Annotated in this window: 21 protein-coding genes; 9 read left to right on the top strand and 12 right to left on the bottom strand. The window is 59.8% G+C overall.

The window, feature by feature from the left end:
• Positions 1–12: 12 nt before the first annotated feature.
• Positions 13–723, bottom strand: a complete 711-nt coding sequence (locus tag A7D21_RS16830) for a tellurite resistance TerB family protein (RefSeq protein ID WP_053254690.1) — start codon at positions 721–723, stop codon at positions 13–15.
• Between the two features lie 305 nt (positions 724–1,028).
• Here A7D21_RS16830 and A7D21_RS16825 point away from each other — a divergent pair, with 305 nt between their 5' ends.
• On the top strand, positions 1,029–2,654 hold the full coding sequence (locus A7D21_RS16825; RefSeq protein ID WP_053254689.1) for a glucan biosynthesis protein D: 1,626 nt from the start codon (positions 1,029–1,031) through the stop codon (positions 2,652–2,654).
• Positions 2,655–2,700: 46 nt separating this feature from the next.
• Here A7D21_RS16825 and A7D21_RS16820 read toward each other — a convergent pair whose 3' ends face one another.
• The 3 genes from A7D21_RS16820 to A7D21_RS16810 form a co-directional block, all read right to left on the bottom strand.
• Positions 2,701–2,886: a hypothetical protein gene (locus tag A7D21_RS16820; RefSeq protein ID WP_053254688.1), complete on the bottom strand. Its 186-nt coding sequence runs from the start codon at positions 2,884–2,886 to the stop codon at positions 2,701–2,703.
• Between the two features lie 315 nt (positions 2,887–3,201).
• On the bottom strand, positions 3,202–4,308 hold the full coding sequence (locus tag A7D21_RS16815) for an NADH:flavin oxidoreductase/NADH oxidase (protein WP_053254687.1): 1,107 nt from the start codon (positions 4,306–4,308) through the stop codon (positions 3,202–3,204).
• A gap of 126 nt (positions 4,309–4,434) precedes the next feature.
• Positions 4,435–6,336 carry a potassium transporter Kup gene (locus tag A7D21_RS16810; RefSeq protein WP_053254686.1) on the bottom strand — a complete coding sequence of 634 codons (1,902 nt, stop codon included), beginning with the start codon at positions 6,334–6,336 and terminating at the stop codon, positions 4,435–4,437.
• Between the two features lie 288 nt (positions 6,337–6,624).
• On the opposite strand from A7D21_RS16810, the gene rimO reads away from it, so the two are divergent.
• The 5 genes from rimO to tsaA all read left to right on the top strand — a co-directional run bounded on the left by rimO (position 6,625) and on the right by tsaA (position 10,605).
• Positions 6,625–7,965 carry a 30S ribosomal protein S12 methylthiotransferase RimO gene (rimO, locus tag A7D21_RS16805; RefSeq protein WP_053254685.1) on the top strand — a complete coding sequence of 447 codons (1,341 nt, stop codon included), beginning with the start codon at positions 6,625–6,627 and terminating at the stop codon, positions 7,963–7,965.
• Between the two features lie 103 nt (positions 7,966–8,068).
• Positions 8,069–8,536, top strand: coding sequence for a GNAT family N-acetyltransferase (locus tag A7D21_RS16800; protein WP_053254684.1), 468 nt, complete (start codon positions 8,069–8,071; stop codon positions 8,534–8,536).
• A 130-nt stretch (positions 8,537–8,666) separates the two neighbouring features.
• Positions 8,667–9,377 carry an rRNA pseudouridine synthase gene (locus A7D21_RS16795; protein WP_053254683.1) on the top strand — a complete coding sequence of 237 codons (711 nt, stop codon included), beginning with the start codon at positions 8,667–8,669 and terminating at the stop codon, positions 9,375–9,377.
• Between the two features lie 67 nt (positions 9,378–9,444).
• On the top strand, positions 9,445–9,906 hold the full coding sequence (locus tag A7D21_RS16790) for a DUF1456 family protein (RefSeq protein ID WP_053254682.1): 462 nt from the start codon (positions 9,445–9,447) through the stop codon (positions 9,904–9,906).
• A 3-nt stretch (positions 9,907–9,909) separates the two neighbouring features.
• On the top strand, positions 9,910–10,605 hold the full coding sequence (tsaA, locus tag A7D21_RS16785) for a tRNA (N6-threonylcarbamoyladenosine(37)-N6)-methyltransferase TrmO (RefSeq protein WP_053254681.1): 696 nt from the start codon (positions 9,910–9,912) through the stop codon (positions 10,603–10,605).
• Between the two features lie 66 nt (positions 10,606–10,671).
• On the opposite strand, the gene fpr is transcribed toward tsaA, so the two are convergent.
• Positions 10,672–11,451 carry a ferredoxin-NADP reductase gene (fpr, locus tag A7D21_RS16780; RefSeq protein ID WP_017529767.1) on the bottom strand — a complete coding sequence of 260 codons (780 nt, stop codon included), beginning with the start codon at positions 11,449–11,451 and terminating at the stop codon, positions 10,672–10,674.
• Between the two features lie 124 nt (positions 11,452–11,575).
• On the opposite strand from fpr, the gene A7D21_RS16775 reads away from it, so the two are divergent.
• Positions 11,576–12,502, top strand: coding sequence for a LysR family transcriptional regulator (locus A7D21_RS16775; RefSeq protein WP_042944277.1), 927 nt, complete (start codon positions 11,576–11,578; stop codon positions 12,500–12,502).
• Between the two features lie 3 nt (positions 12,503–12,505).
• Here the strand turns inward: A7D21_RS16775 and A7D21_RS16770 are convergent, their stop codons facing one another.
• The 3 genes from A7D21_RS16770 to A7D21_RS16760 form a co-directional block, all read right to left on the bottom strand.
• Entirely contained in the window at positions 12,506–12,868 is a 363-nt protein-coding gene (locus tag A7D21_RS16770; RefSeq protein ID WP_053254680.1) for a diacylglycerol kinase, read from the bottom strand.
• A 75-nt stretch (positions 12,869–12,943) separates the two neighbouring features.
• Positions 12,944–13,594 (bottom strand): response regulator transcription factor ErdR, encoded by a 651-nt coding sequence (gene erdR / locus A7D21_RS16765; protein ID WP_053137423.1) that lies wholly within the window; start codon positions 13,592–13,594, stop codon positions 12,944–12,946.
• Positions 13,595–13,846: 252 nt separating this feature from the next.
• Complete coding sequence (locus A7D21_RS16760; RefSeq protein ID WP_053254679.1) at positions 13,847–14,566, bottom strand: tRNA-uridine aminocarboxypropyltransferase; 720 nt, start codon at positions 14,564–14,566, stop codon at positions 13,847–13,849.
• Between the two features lie 199 nt (positions 14,567–14,765).
• Here A7D21_RS16760 and A7D21_RS16755 point away from each other — a divergent pair, with 199 nt between their 5' ends.
• Positions 14,766–15,206, top strand: coding sequence for a PA3611 family quorum-sensing-regulated virulence factor (locus A7D21_RS16755; RefSeq protein ID WP_053254678.1), 441 nt, complete (start codon positions 14,766–14,768; stop codon positions 15,204–15,206).
• A gap of 378 nt (positions 15,207–15,584) precedes the next feature.
• Positions 15,585–16,697 (top strand): TIGR00730 family Rossman fold protein, encoded by a 1,113-nt coding sequence (locus A7D21_RS16750; protein WP_053254677.1) that lies wholly within the window; start codon positions 15,585–15,587, stop codon positions 16,695–16,697.
• Between the two features lie 94 nt (positions 16,698–16,791).
• On the opposite strand, the gene recX is transcribed toward A7D21_RS16750, so the two are convergent.
• The 4 genes from recX to A7D21_RS16730 all read right to left on the bottom strand — a co-directional run bounded on the left by recX (position 16,792) and on the right by A7D21_RS16730 (position 19,576).
• Positions 16,792–17,259, bottom strand: a complete 468-nt coding sequence (recX, locus tag A7D21_RS16745; RefSeq protein ID WP_053254676.1) for a recombination regulator RecX — start codon at positions 17,257–17,259, stop codon at positions 16,792–16,794.
• A gap of 8 nt (positions 17,260–17,267) precedes the next feature.
• Complete coding sequence (gene recA, locus A7D21_RS16740) at positions 17,268–18,326, bottom strand: recombinase RecA (RefSeq protein ID WP_017137075.1); 1,059 nt, start codon at positions 18,324–18,326, stop codon at positions 17,268–17,270.
• An 83-nt stretch (positions 18,327–18,409) separates the two neighbouring features.
• Positions 18,410–18,910 (bottom strand): CinA family protein, encoded by a 501-nt coding sequence (locus tag A7D21_RS16735; RefSeq protein WP_053254675.1) that lies wholly within the window; start codon positions 18,908–18,910, stop codon positions 18,410–18,412.
• A 108-nt stretch (positions 18,911–19,018) separates the two neighbouring features.
• Positions 19,019–19,576, bottom strand: a complete 558-nt coding sequence (locus tag A7D21_RS16730; RefSeq protein ID WP_069552185.1) for a glycoside hydrolase family 19 protein — start codon at positions 19,574–19,576, stop codon at positions 19,019–19,021.
• Positions 19,577–19,596: the final 20 nt, after the last annotated feature.

Raw genomic sequence — 19,596 nt, 5'->3', positions numbered from 1 at the left:
GCTGGATGTGGGTCAGAGGGTGGCTTGGCGAACCTGTTTTTCCAGCTCGGTCTTCAGGCCGGGCTCGAGTTTCAACTGACGCGCCAATTCATCCAGATAGGCCTTCTCCATGAAGTTTTCCTCGTCCACCAACATCACGCTGGCGACATACATCTCGGCGGCCATTTCCGGGGTGCCCGCCGCACGCGCCACATCGGCAGGGTCCAAGGGCTTGTTCAGCTCGGCATGCAGCCAGCTTTGCAGTTCACGGTCGTCGTCCAGCTTGGTGAATTCGCCCTCGATCAGTGCGCGTTCGCGCTCATCCACGTGCCCGTCGGCCTTGGCCGCCGCGACCAGTGCCTTAAGAATGGCCTGGCTGTGCTGCTCGACCTGAGCCGGTGGCAGGCGGTCGATGGTTTGCGGTTCGCCTTGAGGCGCGCCGGCCTGCTGCGCCTGCCAATTGCCATAAGCTTTGTAGGCAATCACGCCCAATGCCGCCAGGCCACCGTAGGCCAGGGCCTTGCCACCAAATTTACGCGCCTTCTTATTCCCCATCAGCAGCCCCATCGCACCGGCTGCCAGGGCTCCGCCACCCGCACCGCCGAGCAAACTGCCCAGCCCACCACTGCCGAGCAGACCGCCGAGGGCACCTTTGTCGTCCGACTTGCGCTGGCCGCCGGCCTTGTTTTGCAACATGTCCTGGCCTGATTTGAGCAGTTGGTCGAGCAATCCACGGGTATTCATTCATAGCCTCCAGACACTTGGGTTCATAGGACCAGTAGGCCCCCAGCGTAAAACTAAGTGCCAAAAAGCCACGATCTAGAGTGCTTCCAGATGTAACGCCGTCGCCGTGGTAACGGAAACGTCTTGTTTCATATGCAAAGCTATCACTGCGCTATCAAGCAATTTTCCTTCCCCACCGAACCGCTTAAGCTATCCGGCGTCTGTTTATAGTCCGTTGCGTTTGGCCGAAGGCATGTCCGAACCGTTATTTCTGATCCAGCACGTGCCAGGAACGGCGCGGGATTTGCTCACGACAGGTTGTCTCTATGCACCGCAGGAATTTGCTCAAAGCATCCATGGCCATTGCGGCTTACACCGGTTTGTCGGCCACAGGCCTGCTCTCCGCGCACGCCTGGGCCGCAAACCGTGCCGCCGATGGCAAGGCCGTCGCGTTTGATTTTGAAACGCTTAAAGCCCAGGCCAAGCAGCTCGCCGGCACCGCGTATAAAGACACCAAACAGGTGCTGCCGCCGACGCTGGCGACCATGACCCCGCAGAATTTCAACGCCATTGGCTATGACGGCAACCATTCGCTGTGGAAGGAGCTGAACGGCCAACTCGACGTGCAATTCTTCCACGTCGGCATGGGCTTCAAGACCCCTGTGCGCATGCACAGCGTCGACCCCAAGACCCGCGAAGCGCGCGAAGTGCATTTCCGCCCGTCGCTGTTCAACTACGAAAAGACCACAGTCGACACCCAGCAGCTGACCGGCGACCTGGGTTTCTCCGGCTTCAAGCTGTTCAAGGCGCCGGAACTGGATCGCCATGACGTGCTGTCATTCCTCGGCGCCAGCTACTTTCGCGCAGTCGACTCTACTGGCCAGTACGGCCTTTCGGCGCGCGGCCTGGCGATTGATACCTACGCGAAAAAGCGCGAAGAATTCCCCGATTTCACGCAGTTCTGGTTCGAAACCCCGGCCAAGGACGCCACGCGCTTTGTGGTCTACGCCCTGCTCGACTCGCCGAGCGCCACCGGCGCCTACCGCTTCGATATCGATTGCCAGGCCAACCAGGTGGTGATGGCCATCGACGCGCATATCAATGCGCGCACCACCATCGAACAGTTGGGCATCGCGCCAATGACCAGCATGTTCAGCTGCGGCACCGTTGAGCGGCGCATGTGCGACACCATCCACCCGCAAATCCACGATTCGGATCGCCTGGCGATGTGGCGCGGCAACGGCGAATGGATCTGCCGCCCGTTGAACAACCCGGAAAAGTTGCAATTCAACGCGTTCGCCGACACCGACCCAAAAGGCTTCGGCCTGGTGCAGACCGACCATGAGTTCGCCAGCTACCAGGACACCGTGGACTGGTACAGCAAGCGCCCAAGCCTGTGGGTAGAACCGACCACCGCCTGGGGCGAAGGCTCGATCGACCTGCTGGAAATCCCCACCACCGGCGAAACCCTGGACAACATCGTGGCCTTCTGGACCCCGAAAAAGCCGGTGGCCGCGGGCGATTCGCTCAACTATGGCTACAAGCTGTATTGGAGCGCACTGCCGCCGGTAAGTACCCCGCTGGCGCAAGTCGACGCCACCCGCTCAGGCATGGGCGGCTTTATCGAAGGCTGGGCACCGGGCGAGCACTACCCCGAGGTGTGGGCACGCCGGTTTGCGGTGGATTTCAAAGGTGGCGGCCTGGACCGACTGCCCGCTGGCACCGGCATTGAGCCGGTGGTGACCTGTTCCCACGGCGAAGTGAAAGACTTCAGCGTGCTGGTGCTCGACAACATCAAGGGCTATCGCATTCTGTTCGACTGGTACCCGACCAGCGACAGCGTTGAGCCGGTGGAACTGCGCCTGTTTATTCGCACGCAGGACCGCACCTTGAGTGAAACCTGGCTGTATCAGTACTTCCCGCCTGCGCCGGACAAGCGCAAATACACCTGATACAACGCGTTCCCACGCTCGCGTGGGAACGCTTCCCGCCTGCGGTTCAGTACCGCGACACGCTCTTCATTGCCCCGATCAAATACCGCATCGCCATTTGATCGCTTTCGGTCAATGCCCGATATTGCGCCAACAGCTCCCTTTCATCCGAACTCAACCTTCGCCCTCGCAAGGGCAGGTGGCGACTCAGAAAAGACGCCACCGCACCCGCTATGCCATAGGATTTGGTCATGGACCGTTACTCCTGATTTCAGTCAAATACTTCGAGTGCCCACCTCCAAATTCCCTTGAGGCGCGATACCTTCGGGGCCAAGCCGGCTGACTCCCTGGGCCAGAAATCAGACTTACCCTAAGCGTAGAAACAATCTCGTCACGCGTGGGATTTTTTTAGAGCATTCACTTAAAAAACGCTTCGATAACAAATACCTACAGCTATTTCCTACACAGAGGTCGGTACATGCACGGTGCGTCGACCTTAGCTTGCATGACCTGCGAGCAAGAAAAAACCCACCGGGTCAGGGTGGGTTTGAATGCAACCGGCGACGGATCAATCCCTCAGGTCAGACTCATGAATCGGCTGATCGCGGTGGGTCGCCCGTTGGTATTGCGCTGGCCAGATCGCCTTGCGCCCGCCCAAGTCATCGTCGGCATGCAGCGGCCAATACGGATCACGCAACAACTCACGGGCCAGGAAGATAATGTCCGCCTGGCAGGTGCGCAGGATATGCTCGGCCTGGGCCGGTTCGGTGATCATGCCCACCGTGCCGGTCGCGATACCCGATTCTTTGCGCACACGCTCGGCAAAGCGCGTCTGGTAACCCGGGCCCACCGGGATTTCGGCATTGGCGGCAGTGCCGCCGGAGGATACGTCGATCAGGTCCACCCCCAGGTCTTTGAGGCGACGCGCCAGTTCCACGGTTTCATCGGGGTTCCAGCCGTCTTCCACCCAGTCAGTGGCCGAAACCCGCACAAACAGCGGCAGTTCCTGCGGCCAGACCTCGCGCACGGCCTTGGTCACTTCCAGCACCAGGCGGATGCGATTTTCAAACGAACCACCGTAGTGGTCCTGACGCTGGTTGCTGATCGGCGACAGGAATTGGTGCAGTAGATAACCGTGCGCAGCGTGGATTTCCACCACTTCAAACCCGGCGGTCAGTGCACGCTTGGCGGCGGCCACAAAGTCGCCAATCACGCTCTGGATCTGCGCTTCGTCCAAGGCTTTGGGCTGGGTGTGATTCGGGTCAAAGGCAATTGGCGAAGGGCCTACCGGCACCCAACCGCCGTCTTCCGGCTTGACGCTGCCATGCTTGCCGATCCAAGGCCGGTGAGTGCTGGCCTTGCGCCCGGCATGGGCCAATTGAATACCCGCGACCGCGCCTTGGGCGGCAATAAAGCGCGTAATGCGTTGCAACGGCTCGATCTGTGCGTCGTTCCACAAGCCCAGGTCCTGGGCGGTGATGCGGCCCTCTGCGGTCACAGCGGTGGCTTCGGTGAAAATCAGCCCGGCGCCGCCGACGGCGCGACTGCCCAGGTGCACCAGGTGCCAGTCATTGGCCAGGCCATCCTCGGCTGAATACTGGCACATCGGCGACACGGCAATCCGGTTGAGCAAAGTCAATTGGCGCAGGGTATAGGGTTCGAGCAGCTGACTCATGACGCACCTCTTCTGGGTTCTGTGGGCACTCTTCAAACAGTGCTTAGAGCCTAGTCGACAACGGTAGCTTGCACAGGGTTCAGACGGAAAACGGGAGCCGATTGCCGGCTCCCGTGTTGCAGTGGCTTACATTTCGACCTGGGTGCCCAGCTCGATCACTCGGTTTACCGGGAGCTTGAAGAAGCGCAGGTTACCGTTGGCGTTCTTCAACATGAACGCAAACAGACTTTCCCGCCAGCGGGCCATGCCCTTGATACGCGAGGCGATCACCGTTTCGCGGCTGAGGAAGTACGTGGTGCGCATCGGGCTGAAATCCAGATCGTCCAGATGGCACAGTTTCAGGGCTTCGGGCACGTCCGGCTCATCGGTAAAACCGAAGTGCAGGATCACCCGGAAGAACCCTTCCCCGTACGCATCCACCTCGAACCGCCGAGAGGCTGGCACGCGCGGAATATCTTCATAGACCACCGTCAGCATCACCACCTGCTCATGCAACACCTGGTTGTGCAGCAGGTTATGCAACAGCGCGTGGGGCACGGCGTCCGGGCGCGCGGTGAGGAACACTGCGGTGCCCTGCACGCGATGGGGCGGTTGCACGCGAATACTGCTGATAAAGATCGGCAACGGCAGGCCACCTTCGTCGAGGCGGTCCATCAGCAGTTCCTTGCCGCGCTTCCAGGTGGTCATCAGGATAAACAGCACAATCCCCGCCAGTACCGGGAAGGCGCCCCCCTGGACAATCTTCGGCACGTTGGCGGCAAAGAACAGGCCGTCCACCAACAGGAAGCCGATCAGCACCGGAATCGCCAGCACCGGTGGCCACTTCCAGAGCAGCAGCATCACCGCCGACACCAGGATGCTGGTAATCAACATGGTGCCGGTGACTGCCACGCCGTAGGCGGAGGCCAGGGCATTGGAGGATTCGAAGCCGAGCACCAGCAGGATCACGCCGACCATCAGCGACCAGTTCACCGCGCCGATGTAGATCTGGCCTTGCTCGGCGCTGGAGGTGTGCTGGATGTGCATGCGCGGGATGTAACCCAACTGGATCGCCTGACGCGTCAGCGAGAACGCGCCGGAAATCACCGCCTGGGATGCAATCACGGTGGCCAGGGTCGACAGCGCGACCAATGGCACCAAGGCCCATTCCGGCGCGAGCAAGTAGAACGGGTTGCGCGCCGCTTCGGGGTTTTCCAGCAGCAACGCGCCCTGGCCGAAGTAGTTGAGCACCAGCGCCGGCAGCACCAGCGCGAACCAGGCGCGGGCGATCGGCTTGCGGCCGAAATGGCCCATGTCGGCGTACAGCGCTTCGGCACCGGTCAAGGCCAGCACCACGGCGCCAAGAATCGCGACGCCCATGCCCGGATGGGACACAAAGAAACGCACGCCCCACACGGGGTTCAGCGCATTGAGCACCTCGGGATGTTGCAGGATGCCGTGCACGCCAAGACCGCCCAGCACCAGGAACCACACCACCATCACCGGCCCGAACAGCTTGCCGATGCGGTCAGTGCCGTGTTTCTGGATCAGGAACAGCCCCACCAGCACCACCAGCGACAGCGGCACCACCCAACGTTCAATCCCGTCAAAGGCCAGTTCCAGGCCCTCAACCGCCGACAATACCGAGATCGCCGGGGTAATCATGCTATCGCCGTAGAACAGCGCCGCACCGATCAAGCCGAGGATCACCAGCACCGAACGCAACTTGGGGTACGGCGACGCCGCCCGTCGCGCCAGCGCCGTCAGGGCCATGATGCCGCCTTCGCCCTGGTTGTCCGCGCGCAGGATAAACAGCACGTACTTGATCGACACGACCCACACCAGCGACCAGAAAATCAGCGCCAGAATGCCAAAGACCCCGTCGTGATTGACTTGAACCCCATAACCACCTGTAAACACTTCTTTAAGGGTATAGAGCGGGCTGGTACCGATATCGCCGTAAACCACCCCGACTGCCGCCACCAACATGCCGATCGGCTTTGCATTGGAATGCTCGGCACCTGCTGCCTGACTATTTGCCTGACCCATCAACCACTCCTGCCCTTTGACCTGAGGTCTTATATAAACAACGCGTCTAAGCTGACCCTAGCATGCGCTGTTTTACTTCTCGTAACAGACGTTTTATTGACCCCGAGGTTTTACCCGCGTGCAACGGCGCGAAGCATAGCGCAGCACTCGTCGCATTTCCCTGCATAAAGCTGGTCAAGTGCGTTGCCCGTCGCTAGAATTGCGCACTTTTTGATCAGAGGCGCGCTAAGCGCCCGTCCGCTGCCCTGCCCTCCTGGGCGGCGGCGTCATTCAATACCGAGGTTAGACATGTCCACCACCATCGCAAAAGCCAACCCAAAGGTCGGCTTTGTATCCCTGGGTTGCCCGAAGGCTCTCGTTGACTCCGAGCGCATCCTCACGCAACTGCGTATGGAAGGCTATGACGTCGTGTCCACTTATCAGGACGCCGACGTGGTGGTGGTCAACACCTGCGGTTTCATCGACTCGGCAAAGGCTGAGTCGTTGGAAGTGATCGGTGAAGCGATCAAGGAAAACGGCAAGGTCATCGTGACCGGCTGCATGGGCGTGGAAGAAGGCAATATCCGCAACGTGCACCCAAGCGTGCTGGCCGTAACCGGCCCGCAGCAGTACGAGCAAGTGGTCAACGCCGTGCACCAGGTGGTGCCGCCTCGCCAGGACCACAACCCACTGATCGACCTGGTGCCGCCGCAAGGCATCAAGCTGACGCCGCGCCACTATGCGTACCTGAAGATTTCCGAAGGCTGCAACCACAGCTGCAGCTTCTGCATCATCCCGTCGATGCGCGGCAAGCTGGTCAGCCGCCCGGTCGGCGACGTGCTCGACGAAGCCCAGCGTCTGGTCAAATCCGGCGTGAAAGAGCTGTTGGTGATCTCCCAGGACACCAGCGCCTACGGCGTCGATGTGAAATACCGCACCGGCTTCTGGAACGGCGCGCCGGTGAAAACCCGCATGACCGAACTCTGCGAAGCCTTGAGCAGCCTGGGCGTATGGGTGCGCCTGCACTACGTTTACCCGTACCCGCACGTGGACGAGCTGATCCCACTGATGGCCGCCGGCAAGATCCTGCCGTACCTGGACATCCCGTTCCAGCACGCCAGCCCGAAAATCCTCAAGGCCATGAAACGCCCAGCCTTCGAAGACAAGACCCTGGCGCGCATCAAGAACTGGCGCGAGATCTGCCCTGAGCTGATCATCCGTTCGACCTTCATCGTCGGCTTCCCTGGCGAGACCGAAGAAGACTTCCAGTACCTGCTGGACTGGCTGACCGAAGCCCAACTCGACCGCGTCGGTTGCTTCCAGTACTCGCCGGTAGAAGGCGCGCCAGCCAACCTGCTGGACGCAGCCATCGTTCCAGACGACGTCAAGCAGGACCGTTGGGAGCGCTTCATGGCCCATCAACAGGCCATCAGCTCGGCACGCCTGCAACTGCGTATCGGCAAGGAAATCGAAGTGCTGATCGACGAAGTCGACGAGCAAGGCGCCGTTGGCCGTTGCTTCTTCGATGCGCCGGAAATCGACGGTAACGTGTTTATCGACGATGCCAGCGGCCTGAAGCCGGGCGACAAGGTCTGGTGCACGGTGACGGATGCCGACGAATACGACCTGTGGGCTGAAAAGCGCGATTAAGGGTGTAAAAAATTGAAAAAGCCCCGCCTCTGAACAAGATGCGGGGCTTTTTTAGGTCTATCGTTTGCCCATCGGCGCCGATCATCGGCAAGGGGCAGCGGGCATGCGTCAGCATTCGGTTATCCACACACCTAAAATCAGCGACTTCGCGCAATTGGCGCAGATCTGGGAAGCGTCCGTGCGCGCGACCCACGACTTCTTGCCGGACAGTTACATCGTGCTGCTTAAGGAACTGGTGCTGAGCCGCTACCTGGACGCCGTCATGCTGATCTGCACCAAAGACGCGCGCCAGCGTATTACCGGGTTTGCCGGGGTAGCGGCGGGTAAAGTCGAGATGCTGTTTATCGACCCGCAGCACCGCGGCCAGGGCTTGGGCCGACAATTGCTGCGCTATGCGATCGAGCACATGAACGCCGAGGTATTGGACGTCAACGAACAGAACCCCCAGGCCCTGGGCTTTTACTTCAAGCAGGGCTTTGAGGTGATCGGACGCGCGGAGCATGATGGCCTGGGCCAACCGTACCCGTTGCTGCACATGCGCTTGCGCCAACAGCAACGGCGCAGTGGCTGACGAAACACAGTGCCCGCTCCCACATTTTGAACCGTGTACCCACCAATAAAGCCACTACGCTGAAATGGGGCCGGGATTAACCGCGCCCACACAGGTACAATAGCCGCCCCCTTTTGCTACGGCCCTTGTCATGACTGACCCCATACGCCTTTCCAAACGCCTTATTGAACTGGTCGGTTGCTCCCGTCGGGAGGCTGAGCTGTTTATCGAAGGCGGCTGGGTCTCGGTGGACGGCGAAGTGATTGACGAACCGCAGTTCAAGGTCACCACCCAGAAGGTCGAGCTCGACCCTGAGGCCAAGGCCACCGCGCCGGAGCCGGTGACGATTCTGTTGCATGCGCCGGTAGGCGTGGACGCCGAAACGGCGATGGCCTCGATCAGCGCCGAGACCCTGTCCGAAGAACACCGCTTCAGCAAACGCCCGCTCAAAGGCCACTTTCTGCGCCTGACCGCCAGTGCCGACCTGCAAGCCAAGGCCAGCGGCCTGCTGGTGTTCACCCAGGACTGGAAGATTCTGCGCAAGTTGACCGCCGATGCCGCCAAAATCGAGCAGGAATACGTGGTGGAGGTCGAAGGCGACATGGTTGCCCACGGCCTCAATCGCCTGAACCACGGCCTGACCTATAAAGGCAAAGAGCTGCCGGCCGTTAAAGCCAGCTGGCAGAACGAAAACCGCCTGCGCTTCGCGATGAAAAACCCGCAACCGGGCGTAATCGCTCTGTTCTGCGAGGCGGTTGGCCTGAAAGTCATCGCCATCCGCCGTATTCGCATTGGCGGCGTGTCCATCGGCAAAGTGCCAGTGGGCCAATGGCGTTACCTGTCCGGCAAAGAGAAGTTCTAAGCCGCACCCCTTTCCTGACACCGCCTGACTGGGCGGTGTCCTCAGTTGAATACCAGGATTGCCCACCATGATTCACAACGACGTACTGCGCAGCGTGCGCTACATGCTCGACATCAGCGACAACAAGATGGTCGAGATCATCAAACTCGGCGGCATGGACGTGACCAAGGAAGACCTGCTGACCTACCTCAAGAAAGATGAGGAAGAAGGTTTTGTATTCTGCCCGGACGACGTCATGGCTCACTTCCTTGATGGCCTGGTGATCTTCAAGCGCGGCAAGGACGAAACGCGTCCGCCGCAGCCGATCGAAACCCCGGTGACCAACAACATCATCCTGAAGAAGCTGCGCGTTGCCTTCGAACTGAAAGAAGACGACATGCACGCCATCCTCAAGGCCGCCGAGTTCCCGGTGTCCAAGCCTGAGCTCAGCGCGCTGTTCCGCAAGTTCGGCCATACCAACTACCGCACCTGCGGTGACCAGTTGCTGCGTAACTTCCTCAAGGGCCTGACCCTGCGGGTTCGTGCGTAAGCCATGAGTTACCAGGTCTCGCCCGTCGGCTTCGTGCGCTCCTGCTTCAAGGAGAAGTTCGCCATCCCGCGCCAGCCGCAACTGGCCCCGGCCGCCCGTGGCGTGCTGGAGCTGGTGGCGCCGTTCGACCAGGGCGAGGCGGTGCAGGGCCTGGAACAGGTCAGCCATGTCTGGTTGCTGTTTTTGTTCCACCAGGCTCTGGAAGACAAGCCTCGGCTCAAAGTGCGCCCGCCACGCCTGGGCGGCAATACCTCCATGGGTGTATTTGCCACCCGCGCCACCCACCGCCCCAACGGCATCGGCCAGTCAGTGGTCAAGCTGGACAAGGTTGAGCCAGGCCGGCTGTGGATTTCCGGGATTGATTTGCTTGATGGCACGCCAGTGCTGGATATCAAGCCGTACGTGCCGTATGCCGACATCATCGACAGCGCCACCAACCGCATCGCGAGCAGCGCGCCGCAGTTGATTCCGGTGCAGTGGCTGAAGACCGCCCTGCTCCAGGCCCAAGGCCACGCTCAGCGCCTTGACGAGCCATTGGTGGCGTTGATCGAGCAGTGCCTGGCACAGGACCCACGGCCGGCGTATCAGACGCCGGGGCCTGAGCGTGAATACGGGGCGCAGTTCTGGGATGTGGATGTGCGCTGGCACTATCCGGAGGCGGGCGTGATCTGTGTGCTGGAAGTGGTTCCAGCCAAATAAGCGCCGAAAACAAATGTGGGAGCAGCTCCCACAAAAGCCAGCTCCCACATTCATTTGGATCGGTGATTACTTCTCGACGAACGCGCGCTCGATCAAGTAGTCACCCGGCTCACGCATACGCGGCGAAACCTTCAGACCGAAGCTGTTCAGCACTTCGCTGGTCTCGTCCAACATGCTTGGGCTGCCGCACAGCATGGCGCGGTCGTCTTCCGGGTTGATCGGAGGCAGGCCGATGTCGCGGAACAGCTTGCCGCTGCGCATCAGGTCGGTCAGGCGGCCTTCGTTTTCGAACGGCTCGCGGGTCACGGTCGGGTAGTAGATCAACTTGTCACGCAGCGCCTCGCCGAAGAACTCGTTCTGCGGCAGGTGCTCGGTGATGAATTCGCGGTAGGCGACTTCGTTGACGTAACGCACGCCGTGGCACAGGATCACTTTTTCGAAGCGCTCGTAGGTTTCCGGGTCCTGGATCACGCTCATGAATGGAGCGAGGCCAGTACCGGTGCTGAGCAGGTACAGGTGTTTGCCCGGCTTCAAATCGTCAAGCACCAGGGTGCCTGTCGGTTTTTTGCTGATGATGATCTCGTCGCCTTCCTTCAAGTGCTGCAATTGGGAAGTCAGCGGGCCATCGGGCACCTTGATGCTGAAGAACTCCAGATGCTCTTCCCAGTTCGGGCTGGCAATGGAGTAAGCACGCATGAGCGGGCGGCCGTTGGGCTGTTGCAGGCCGATCATCACGAACTGACCGTTCTCGAAGCGCAGGCCCGGATCACGGGTGCACTTGAAGCTGAACAGGGTGTCGTTCCAGTGATGAACACTGAGGACACGCTCGTGGTTCATGTTGCTCATGTACGGGGAACTCCTGGAAATAGGTCTGCGCCAAGGTTGATATGCGCAATTGCACAGCATTCTAATGGCGGCGACAATATCTGTTAACTGGATTATTAAGATAAGGGTTATCGGTTATATCGATATGCGATTTACTCTACGTCAACTGCAAGTCTTCGTCGCCGTCGCCCAGCAGGAAAGCGTCTCACGCGCTGCTGGCCTTCTGGCCTTGTCTCAATCCGCCGCCAGCACCTCGATTACCGAGCTGGAGCGTCAATCCAGCTGCCAATTATTCGACCGCGCGGGCAAACGCCTGAGCCTCAACGCCCTCGGCCACCAGCTATTGCCCCAGGCCGTGGCGCTGCTGGACCAGGCCAAGGAGATCGAAGACCTGCTCAACGGCAAGTCCGGCTTCGGCTCGCTGGCGGTCGGCGCCACCCTGACCATCGGCAATTACCTGGCCACTCTGCTGATCGGCAGCTTCATGCAGCAGCATCCCGAGAGCCAGGTGAAGCTGCATGTGCAGAACACTGCGAATATCGTGCACCAGGTCGCACACTACGAAATTGACCTGGGTCTAATTGAAGGCGACTGCAGCCACCCGGACATCGAGGTGCAAACCTGGGTCGAAGACGAGTTGGTGGTGTTTTGTGCGCCCCAGCATCACTTGGCCAAACGCGGCGTGGCGACCATGGAAGAGCTGACCCACGAAGCGTGGATCCTGCGCGAACAAGGTTCAGGCACTCGGCTGACGTTTGACCAAGCCATGCGCCATCACCGCAGCGCGCTGAATATCCGCCTGGAACTGGAACACACCGAGGCGATCAAGCGTGCCGTGGAATCCGGGTTGGGCATTGGCTGTATTTCCCGGCTGGCGCTGCGTGATGCGTTCCGCCGTGGCAGTTTGGTCCCAGTCGAAACCCCCGACCTGGACCTGGCCCGGCAGTTCTACTTCATCTGGCATAAACAGAAGTACCAGACCTCGGCGATGCGCGAGTTTCTGGAGCTGTGCCGCGCCTTCACCGCCGGGGTTCAGCGCAGCGACGAGATCGTGCTGCCGAGCATTGCCTGATCCTCAGATCAGGATCACGGCCCACACCAGGGTGATCATGGTCAGTGCCACGAATTGCGCGGCGCTGCCCATGTCTTTGGCGTTTTTCGACAACGGGTGACGGTCGAGCGAGATGCGGTCGATCGCCGCTTCTACGGCTGAGTTGAGCAACTCGACGATCAACGCCAGCAGGCACACCGCGATCAGCAAAGCGCGCTCGACGCGGCTGACGTGCAGGAAAAAGCTCAACGGGATCAGGATGACATTCAGCAACACCAACTGACGGAATGCCGCCTCGCCGGTGAAGGCCGCGCGCAGGCCATCCAGGGAATAGCTCCCTGCGTTGAAGATACGTTTGATACCGGTTTGACCCTTGAAAGGCGACATAGATGTAGGCAACTGAACCAAAGAAGTGGGGAAACTAGATGACGCAAAGTCAAAAAAGCGTGAATCGCTAACCGCTTAATGCTGCGAAATTGACTCAAGTTGTTGCAAGAGCAGCGCCGCCTGGGTGCGCGTACGTACCCCCAATTTGCGGAAGATCGCAGTGACATGGGCCTTGATGGTCGCTTCCGACACGCTGAGCTCATACGCAATCTGCTTGTTCAGCAAACCTTCGCAGACCATGGTCAATACCCGGAACTGCTGGGGCGTCAGGCTGGCGAGGCCATCGCGGGCGGCCTTGGCTTCGTCGGACACGTTGATTTCTTCAAACGCTTGCGGCGGCCAGGACACATCGCCATCCAACACCTTGCGAACGGCGTTCTGGATGTCCTCCATGGCACTCGACTTGGGAATAAAGCCACTGGCGCCAAACTCCTTGGAGCGCACCACCACGTCGGCGTCTTCCTGGGCCGAGACCATCACCACCGGAATTTGCGGGTATTGCCCGCGCAACAGCACCAGCCCCGAAAAACCGTAGGCACCCGGCATGTTGAGGTCGAGCAGCACCAGGTCCCAGTCGGATTTCTCGGTGAGGCGCGCTTCCAGCTCGGCAATGCTGGCCACTTCAACCAGGCGCACGTCCGGACCAAGGCCCAGGGTCACGGCCTGGTGCAGCGCACTGCGAAACAGCGGATGGTCATCGGCTATCAGGATTTCGTATGTGGCCATTGATTAAATGATCCTGTTTTTTATGGGAACCCTGATGGGTTCAGGGTTCGCCAGTACACAAGGCGACGGCCAGGCAGCCATCGCCACAGGGCACGTTCAACGTCAAAAACACCTGAAACGACGCTGAAAATTCACGCTCACGCCCCAATCGGCGCCCAGCATGCCCAGCGTAGCCTGGAGGGTCAAGCACTACACCCGTGGGCATTTTAGCCAGGTGAGGTTTTACGGTGCCATCATGCAAACGTCGTCTGGTTATCGCACCGGGATATAGGGTGCAAGACGAGTATGGACGCTATCCGTCGAGTCCAGTGATAAGTTGAACTTGGCCGCAAGGTAATGGGTGCTGAACACGTCGAGGTAAGCGTCGAGCACTTCGCTGGCGGCCAGGTCGTCAGCCAGTTCCAGGCACAGCGCGGCCACTTCGGCGGTGCAGAAGTGATCGTCACGCTTGGAACGACGCAGCTTGTAGCGCGACAACTGCTCGGGCGCCAGGCTCAGAACGGGCAGGTGTTCCAGGTAGGGGCTTTTGCGGAACATCTTGCGCGCTTCGCTCCAGGTGCCATCCAACAGGATGAACAGCGGGCGTTTGCCCTTCTCAACCACTGCTTCGCTGACAACCCGCTCAGGGGCCACAAACTCGCCCGGAAACACGATATAGGGCTGCCACTGCGGGTCGGCCAGCAGCGTCAGTAATTCGGGATCAACCTCGGTGCGCGACCAGGCAAACGCGGTGGTGTCAGCGATTACGTCGGCGATCAGCCAGCCAGTGTTACTGGGTTTCATCGGTTCGACATCGTGCATCAGCAGGCACATGGCGGATCGAGCCTGCACCGTCGGGCGCCAGGCGCACAGGCAGTACTCGGGAATCACCCGGCAACCAGGGCAACGCTCGGCGCGCGAGCCGCGGTTGAGAAACGGCCTGACGGCCCGCGCAAGGCGCTGGGTACGCAAGCGGGAGACGGCGTGGCTCATCGGATGCGCCGCGTAGCAGGGGAAATCGACACTGAAGGAACTCGAGGCAGGCTTTAAGTGGCGGCAGTTTACCAGAGCCACTGACACTTCTCAGCGATACGCCTGGCTGTAGTGGCAAGCGCTCCCCTATAATTGCGCGCCACTGAACGCACAGCGCAGTGGCTGGTCTATGCACCAGTAACCGAATCAGGAGAGTTTCATGCTGCGTTCCATGCTGCGTCTTGTTGCCCCATCCGTCGCCCTTGCGCTGGTTCTGCCCATGGGCGCCCACGCGGCCTCGCTGCTGGAGGCCCAAATGAACAGGAAGCTGCAAAGCGTCGCGGCAGAAAGCAACAAGGACCTGCCCCGGGAAATCGATGAAAAAACCCTGGAAGTGGCCTACACCGTTGAAGGCATGCAACTGATCGATCACCTCAGTGTGCAACCTGATCGTGCCGAACAGATGCGCGCCAACCCGAAGGCCGTGTATTTCCAACTGGGCCAAAGCGTGTGCCTGAACAAGGGTTACCGCGAGTTGATGGCCAAGGGCGCAGTGATGCGCTATGAAATCACCGAGAACAAGACCAACCGCCCGGTGGCATCGGTCAAGTTTGTCGAAGCGGATTGCCCGGCGCCCGCTGCGGCCAAGAAGAAAAAGTAACTGTTGCTCGATCATCGCGCGCTGCTGTCCAGTGGCGCGCACCTCCCCCGCCGCATTGGCCAGCCGCCAACCAAACTGCTTGATGAGTGACCAATAAGCGGTTGCCAGCCAAGGGTTTTTCGGCTCATGATCAAGTCATCCCAGTCGCCCCTCCACAGCGTTTCCCACGCCGTTCTGTAATATTTTCAGGGCAAAAGAGGGTTGCCCTCCTGCGACTTGCAGTGCAAAGGTTTCTAAATCACAAGGAACATACAGAGCCCGCTTTGCCGCTTGGCGAACACCGTGCAATGCCTTGGGCATGCAGCGACACATGCAGTGTCGTGGCCGCGGACGAATATCTCGCCGACGGCCCAGGTTCTGTGAAGAAGGAGAAATTGAATGCCTTACGAATCGAATGACCACCTGCACCGTCATTTTGACGAAAACGGGGCGGACCTCACGCAGCAGGTCGACGCACAACTCCAGTTGATCGCCCCCAACAGCCCGAATATCCCCCTTTATCGCGACATGATCCTCACCGTGCTGCGCATGGCCCAGGATGACCGCAACCGTTGGAATGCAAAAATCACGCTGCAGGCAATCCGTGAGCTGGATAACGCCTTCCGCGTGCTGGAACAGTTCAAGGACCGCCGCAAGGTCACGGTGTTTGGCTCGGCGCGCACACCGGTCGAAAGCCCGCTGTACGCCTTGGCAAGGGAAGTCGGCACGCTGCTGGCGCAATCCGAGCTGATGGTAATCACCGGCGGTGGCGGCGGCATCATGGCGGCTGCCCACGAGGGAGCAGGCCTGGAACACAGCCTGGGGTTCAACATCAACCTGCCGTTTGAACAGCACGCCAACCCAACCATTGATGGCACCGAGAACCTGCTGTCTTTCCACTTCTTCTTTACCCGCAAACTGTTCTTCGTCAAGGAAGCCGACGCATTGGTGCTGTGCCCGGGCGGTTTTGGCACGCTGGATGAAGCCCTTGAAGTGCTGACCCTGATCCAGACCGGCAAAAGCCCGCTGGTGCCGGTGGTATTGCTGGATGCACCCGGCGGTGGTTTCTGGCAAGGCGCACTGGACTTCATTCGCAGCCAACTGGAAGCCAATCGCTATATCCTGCCCACCGACCTCAAGCTGGTCCGCCTGGTGCACAGCGCTGAAGCAGCCGTGGACGAGATAAACCAGTTCTATGCCAACTTCCATTCCACACGCTGGTTGAAGCGTGAGTTTGTGGTGCGCATGAATCATCCGCTCAGTGAGCGTGCACTGGCCCACTTGCAGAGCGAGTTTGCCAGTCTACGGCTAAGTGGTGAGTTCCAGCAGCTGGCTTACACAGGCGAGGAACATGATGAACCCAGGTTCAGCCATTTGACCCGGCTGGTGTTCAACTTCAACGGCCGTGATCAGGGCCGGTTGCGGGAGTTGGTGGATTACATCAACTTGCCGGAGAACTGGGCACAGGCTCAGGGCAAGACCCAGCAGCGAGTAACGCCAGAGCCTGCGTGATTTTCAAGGCAAAAAAAAAGGCCCACTATTTTCATAGTGGGCCTTTTTTGCAGGATCTAACGGATGCAGCAGATTCGATCTGGGATCTCAACGCTCAGTCATCCATGTCACGGCCGCTCAGTAAGCGGCTGATCATCTCCATCGAAAACCCGCGATAGCTCAGGAAGCGCCCTTGCTTCGCACGCTCTCTGGCATCAATTGGTAGATGCCCGGAAAACTTGCGGCGCCAGGTATCTTCCAGCTGCGACTGCCAACTGATACCGCACTCACGCAGGGCGAGGTCGATATCGGCACGTTGCAGGCCACGCTGGCTCAGCTCTTCGCGAATTCGCGCAGGGCCATAGCCGGAGCGCGCTCGGTAGGAGACAAAGCTTTCAAGGTAACGGGCTTCCGACAGCAGCCCCTCTTCCGTCAAACGGTCGAGGGCGCTTTCGATCATCTCGGGCTCTGCGCCTCGCTGACGCAGTTTACGCGTCAGCTCGACTCGACCATGCTCGCGGCGAGCGAGCAGGTCCATCGCAGTGCGCCGAACGGCGACGAGTGTATCCAGTACAACAGTCATCGTTTGCTTCAGATGTCAGTGTCGACTTCTTCTACTTCTTCAACCGGCTCGCGGTTGGCAGCAGCTTTCACGTCTGGTGCCGGGGTCAGCAGCTTGTCGCGAATCTGCTTCTCAAGCGTGGCAGCGATATCCGGGTTGTCCGCCAGGAACTTGGCCGAGTTGGCCTTGCCCTGACCGATCTTGCTGCCGTTGTAGGCATACCAGGCACCGGACTTCTCAACGAAACCGTGCAGTACGCCCAGGTCGATCATCTCGCCGTTCAGGTAGATACCCTTGCCGTAGAGAATCTGGAACTCAGCCTGACGGAATGGCGGGGCCACCTTGTTCTTCACAACTTTAACGCGGGTTTCGCTACCCACCACCTCGTCGCCTTCCTTCACCGCGCCAGTACGGCGGATATCCAGACGGACCGAAGCGTAGAACTTCAACGCGTTACCACCGGTGGTGGTTTCCGGGCTGCCGAACATCACGCCAATCTTCATACGGATCTGGTTGATGAAGATCACCAGGCAGTTGGCGTTCTTGATGTTACCGGTGATTTTACGCAGCGCCTGGGACATCAGACGGGCTTGCAGGCCCACGTGCATGTCGCCCATTTCGCCTTCGATTTCAGCTTTTGGCACCAGGGCAGCCACGGAGTCGACCACGATCACGTCGATGGCGTTGGAGCGCACCAGCATGTCGGTGATTTCCAAGGCTTGCTCACCGGTGTCCGGTTGGGAAACCAGCAGGTCGTCAACGTTGACGCCCAGCTTGCCGGCGTATTCAGGGTCAAGAGCGTGCTCGGCATCGACGAACGCACAAGTGGCGCCCATTTTTTGCGCCTGGGCAATCACCGACAGGGTCAGGGTGGTTTTACCGGAAGATTCAGGGCCGTAGATTTCAACGATACGGCCTTTTGGCAGGCCGCCAATGCCGAGTGCGATGTCCAGACCCAGAGAGCCAGTGGAAATAGCCGGGATCGCCTGACGGTCGTGATCGCCCATACGCATTACGGCACCCTTGCCGAATTGACGTTCGATCTGACCCAGGGCCGCAGCCAAGGCTTTCTTCTTGTTGTCGTCCATTAAAGTCCTCACGTAATCAATAAGGCCTGACGGCCAACACCTGTATAAGTAGACAGTATTGTTCCACAAAGATCCGGGATCGCCTACCCCTGATTTTCGATTTCTGCTGCAGCTCGTCGCAACAAGCCCTCCAGGGCGGCCTTTACCGTTTGTCGGCGGACCTCGTCACGGTTGCCGGGGAAGTGCGCAAGCTCAGCGCTCACGTCCTCGCCAACACCAAACGCCAGCCATACGGTGCCCACTGGCTTGTCCGGCGAACCGCCGTCGGGCCCCGCGACACCGCTGACGGCCACGGCAAAGCGCGACAGGCTTCTTTCCTGCGCGCCCCTGACCATCGCCTCCACCACGTCCTGGCTGACGGCGCCGACTTTGCGGAACAATGCTTCCGGCACACCCAGCTGCCGGGTCTTCTGTCGATTGGAGTACGTGACATACCCGGCCTCGAACCAGGCCGAACTGCCCGGAATCCGCGTGATCGCTTCGGCAATACCGCCGCCGGTGCAGGACTCGGCAGTGGTGACGTGAGCATTGAGCACCTGCAAACGGCGACCCAGTTCAGCAGCCAGTTGAGTGATTTCCTTCACGGTCGTCTCCAGGAATGGGCGGGGGTTTGCCTACCCTACAGGAGCCCATCGGCCATGCAAGTTACAGAGTGCATCAAGACGCTAACGCCCGACGACACGCACGCCACCTCAGCAAACGCCCAGCACCGCCTTGGCCCGCGCCCACCGTTGCAAACGCTCGTCCAGCCCGTTCAGCCCGCCATTGATGCGCCGGGTAATGGTGGTGAACTGGTCTTTGTCGGCGAGTTCGTTCAAACCATTGCTGTGCCAGAACCATGCGGCGGACTCACACGCCCATTGCGGCTGCTCCAGCAGTTGCGGTTGCTGCAACAGGCGGTCGTCGCCGAACAACGCTTGGCTGCAGGCGAGGTAGTTGCGGCGCCCCGTGATCTGAATAAGCCCCCTGCCCCGGAACTTCTGGCCATCGCCGTCGGCTTCGGGGGTGTTGCCCAAACGCGCGGCCAGGGTGCCGGTGTCGTATTTGCTCAAGTATTGATCGCTGCCCAGTTCGCGGACGTAGCGCAGTTCGCCGGATTCATGGCCGATTTGGGCGAGGAACGCGGCGCTGCGTTTTGGCGTGCTTATGTCGTAGCGAAGAAGCGCCGCGTTTAACGAAGATAAAAAAATACCCGCGCTAAGGCGGGCTCCAGGCATCACTTGAAGCAGTTGAGGAAGCGTTATCACCATCGGGCTTTACCTTTGAAAAT

This window comes from Pseudomonas sp. AP19 (assembly GCF_001728855.1).
GTDB classification, from domain to species: Bacteria; Pseudomonadota; Gammaproteobacteria; order Pseudomonadales; family Pseudomonadaceae; genus Aquipseudomonas; species Aquipseudomonas fluorescens.
Note: the sequence above shows the minus strand (reverse complement) of the source record. Positions and strands in the feature narration are given on the sequence as shown.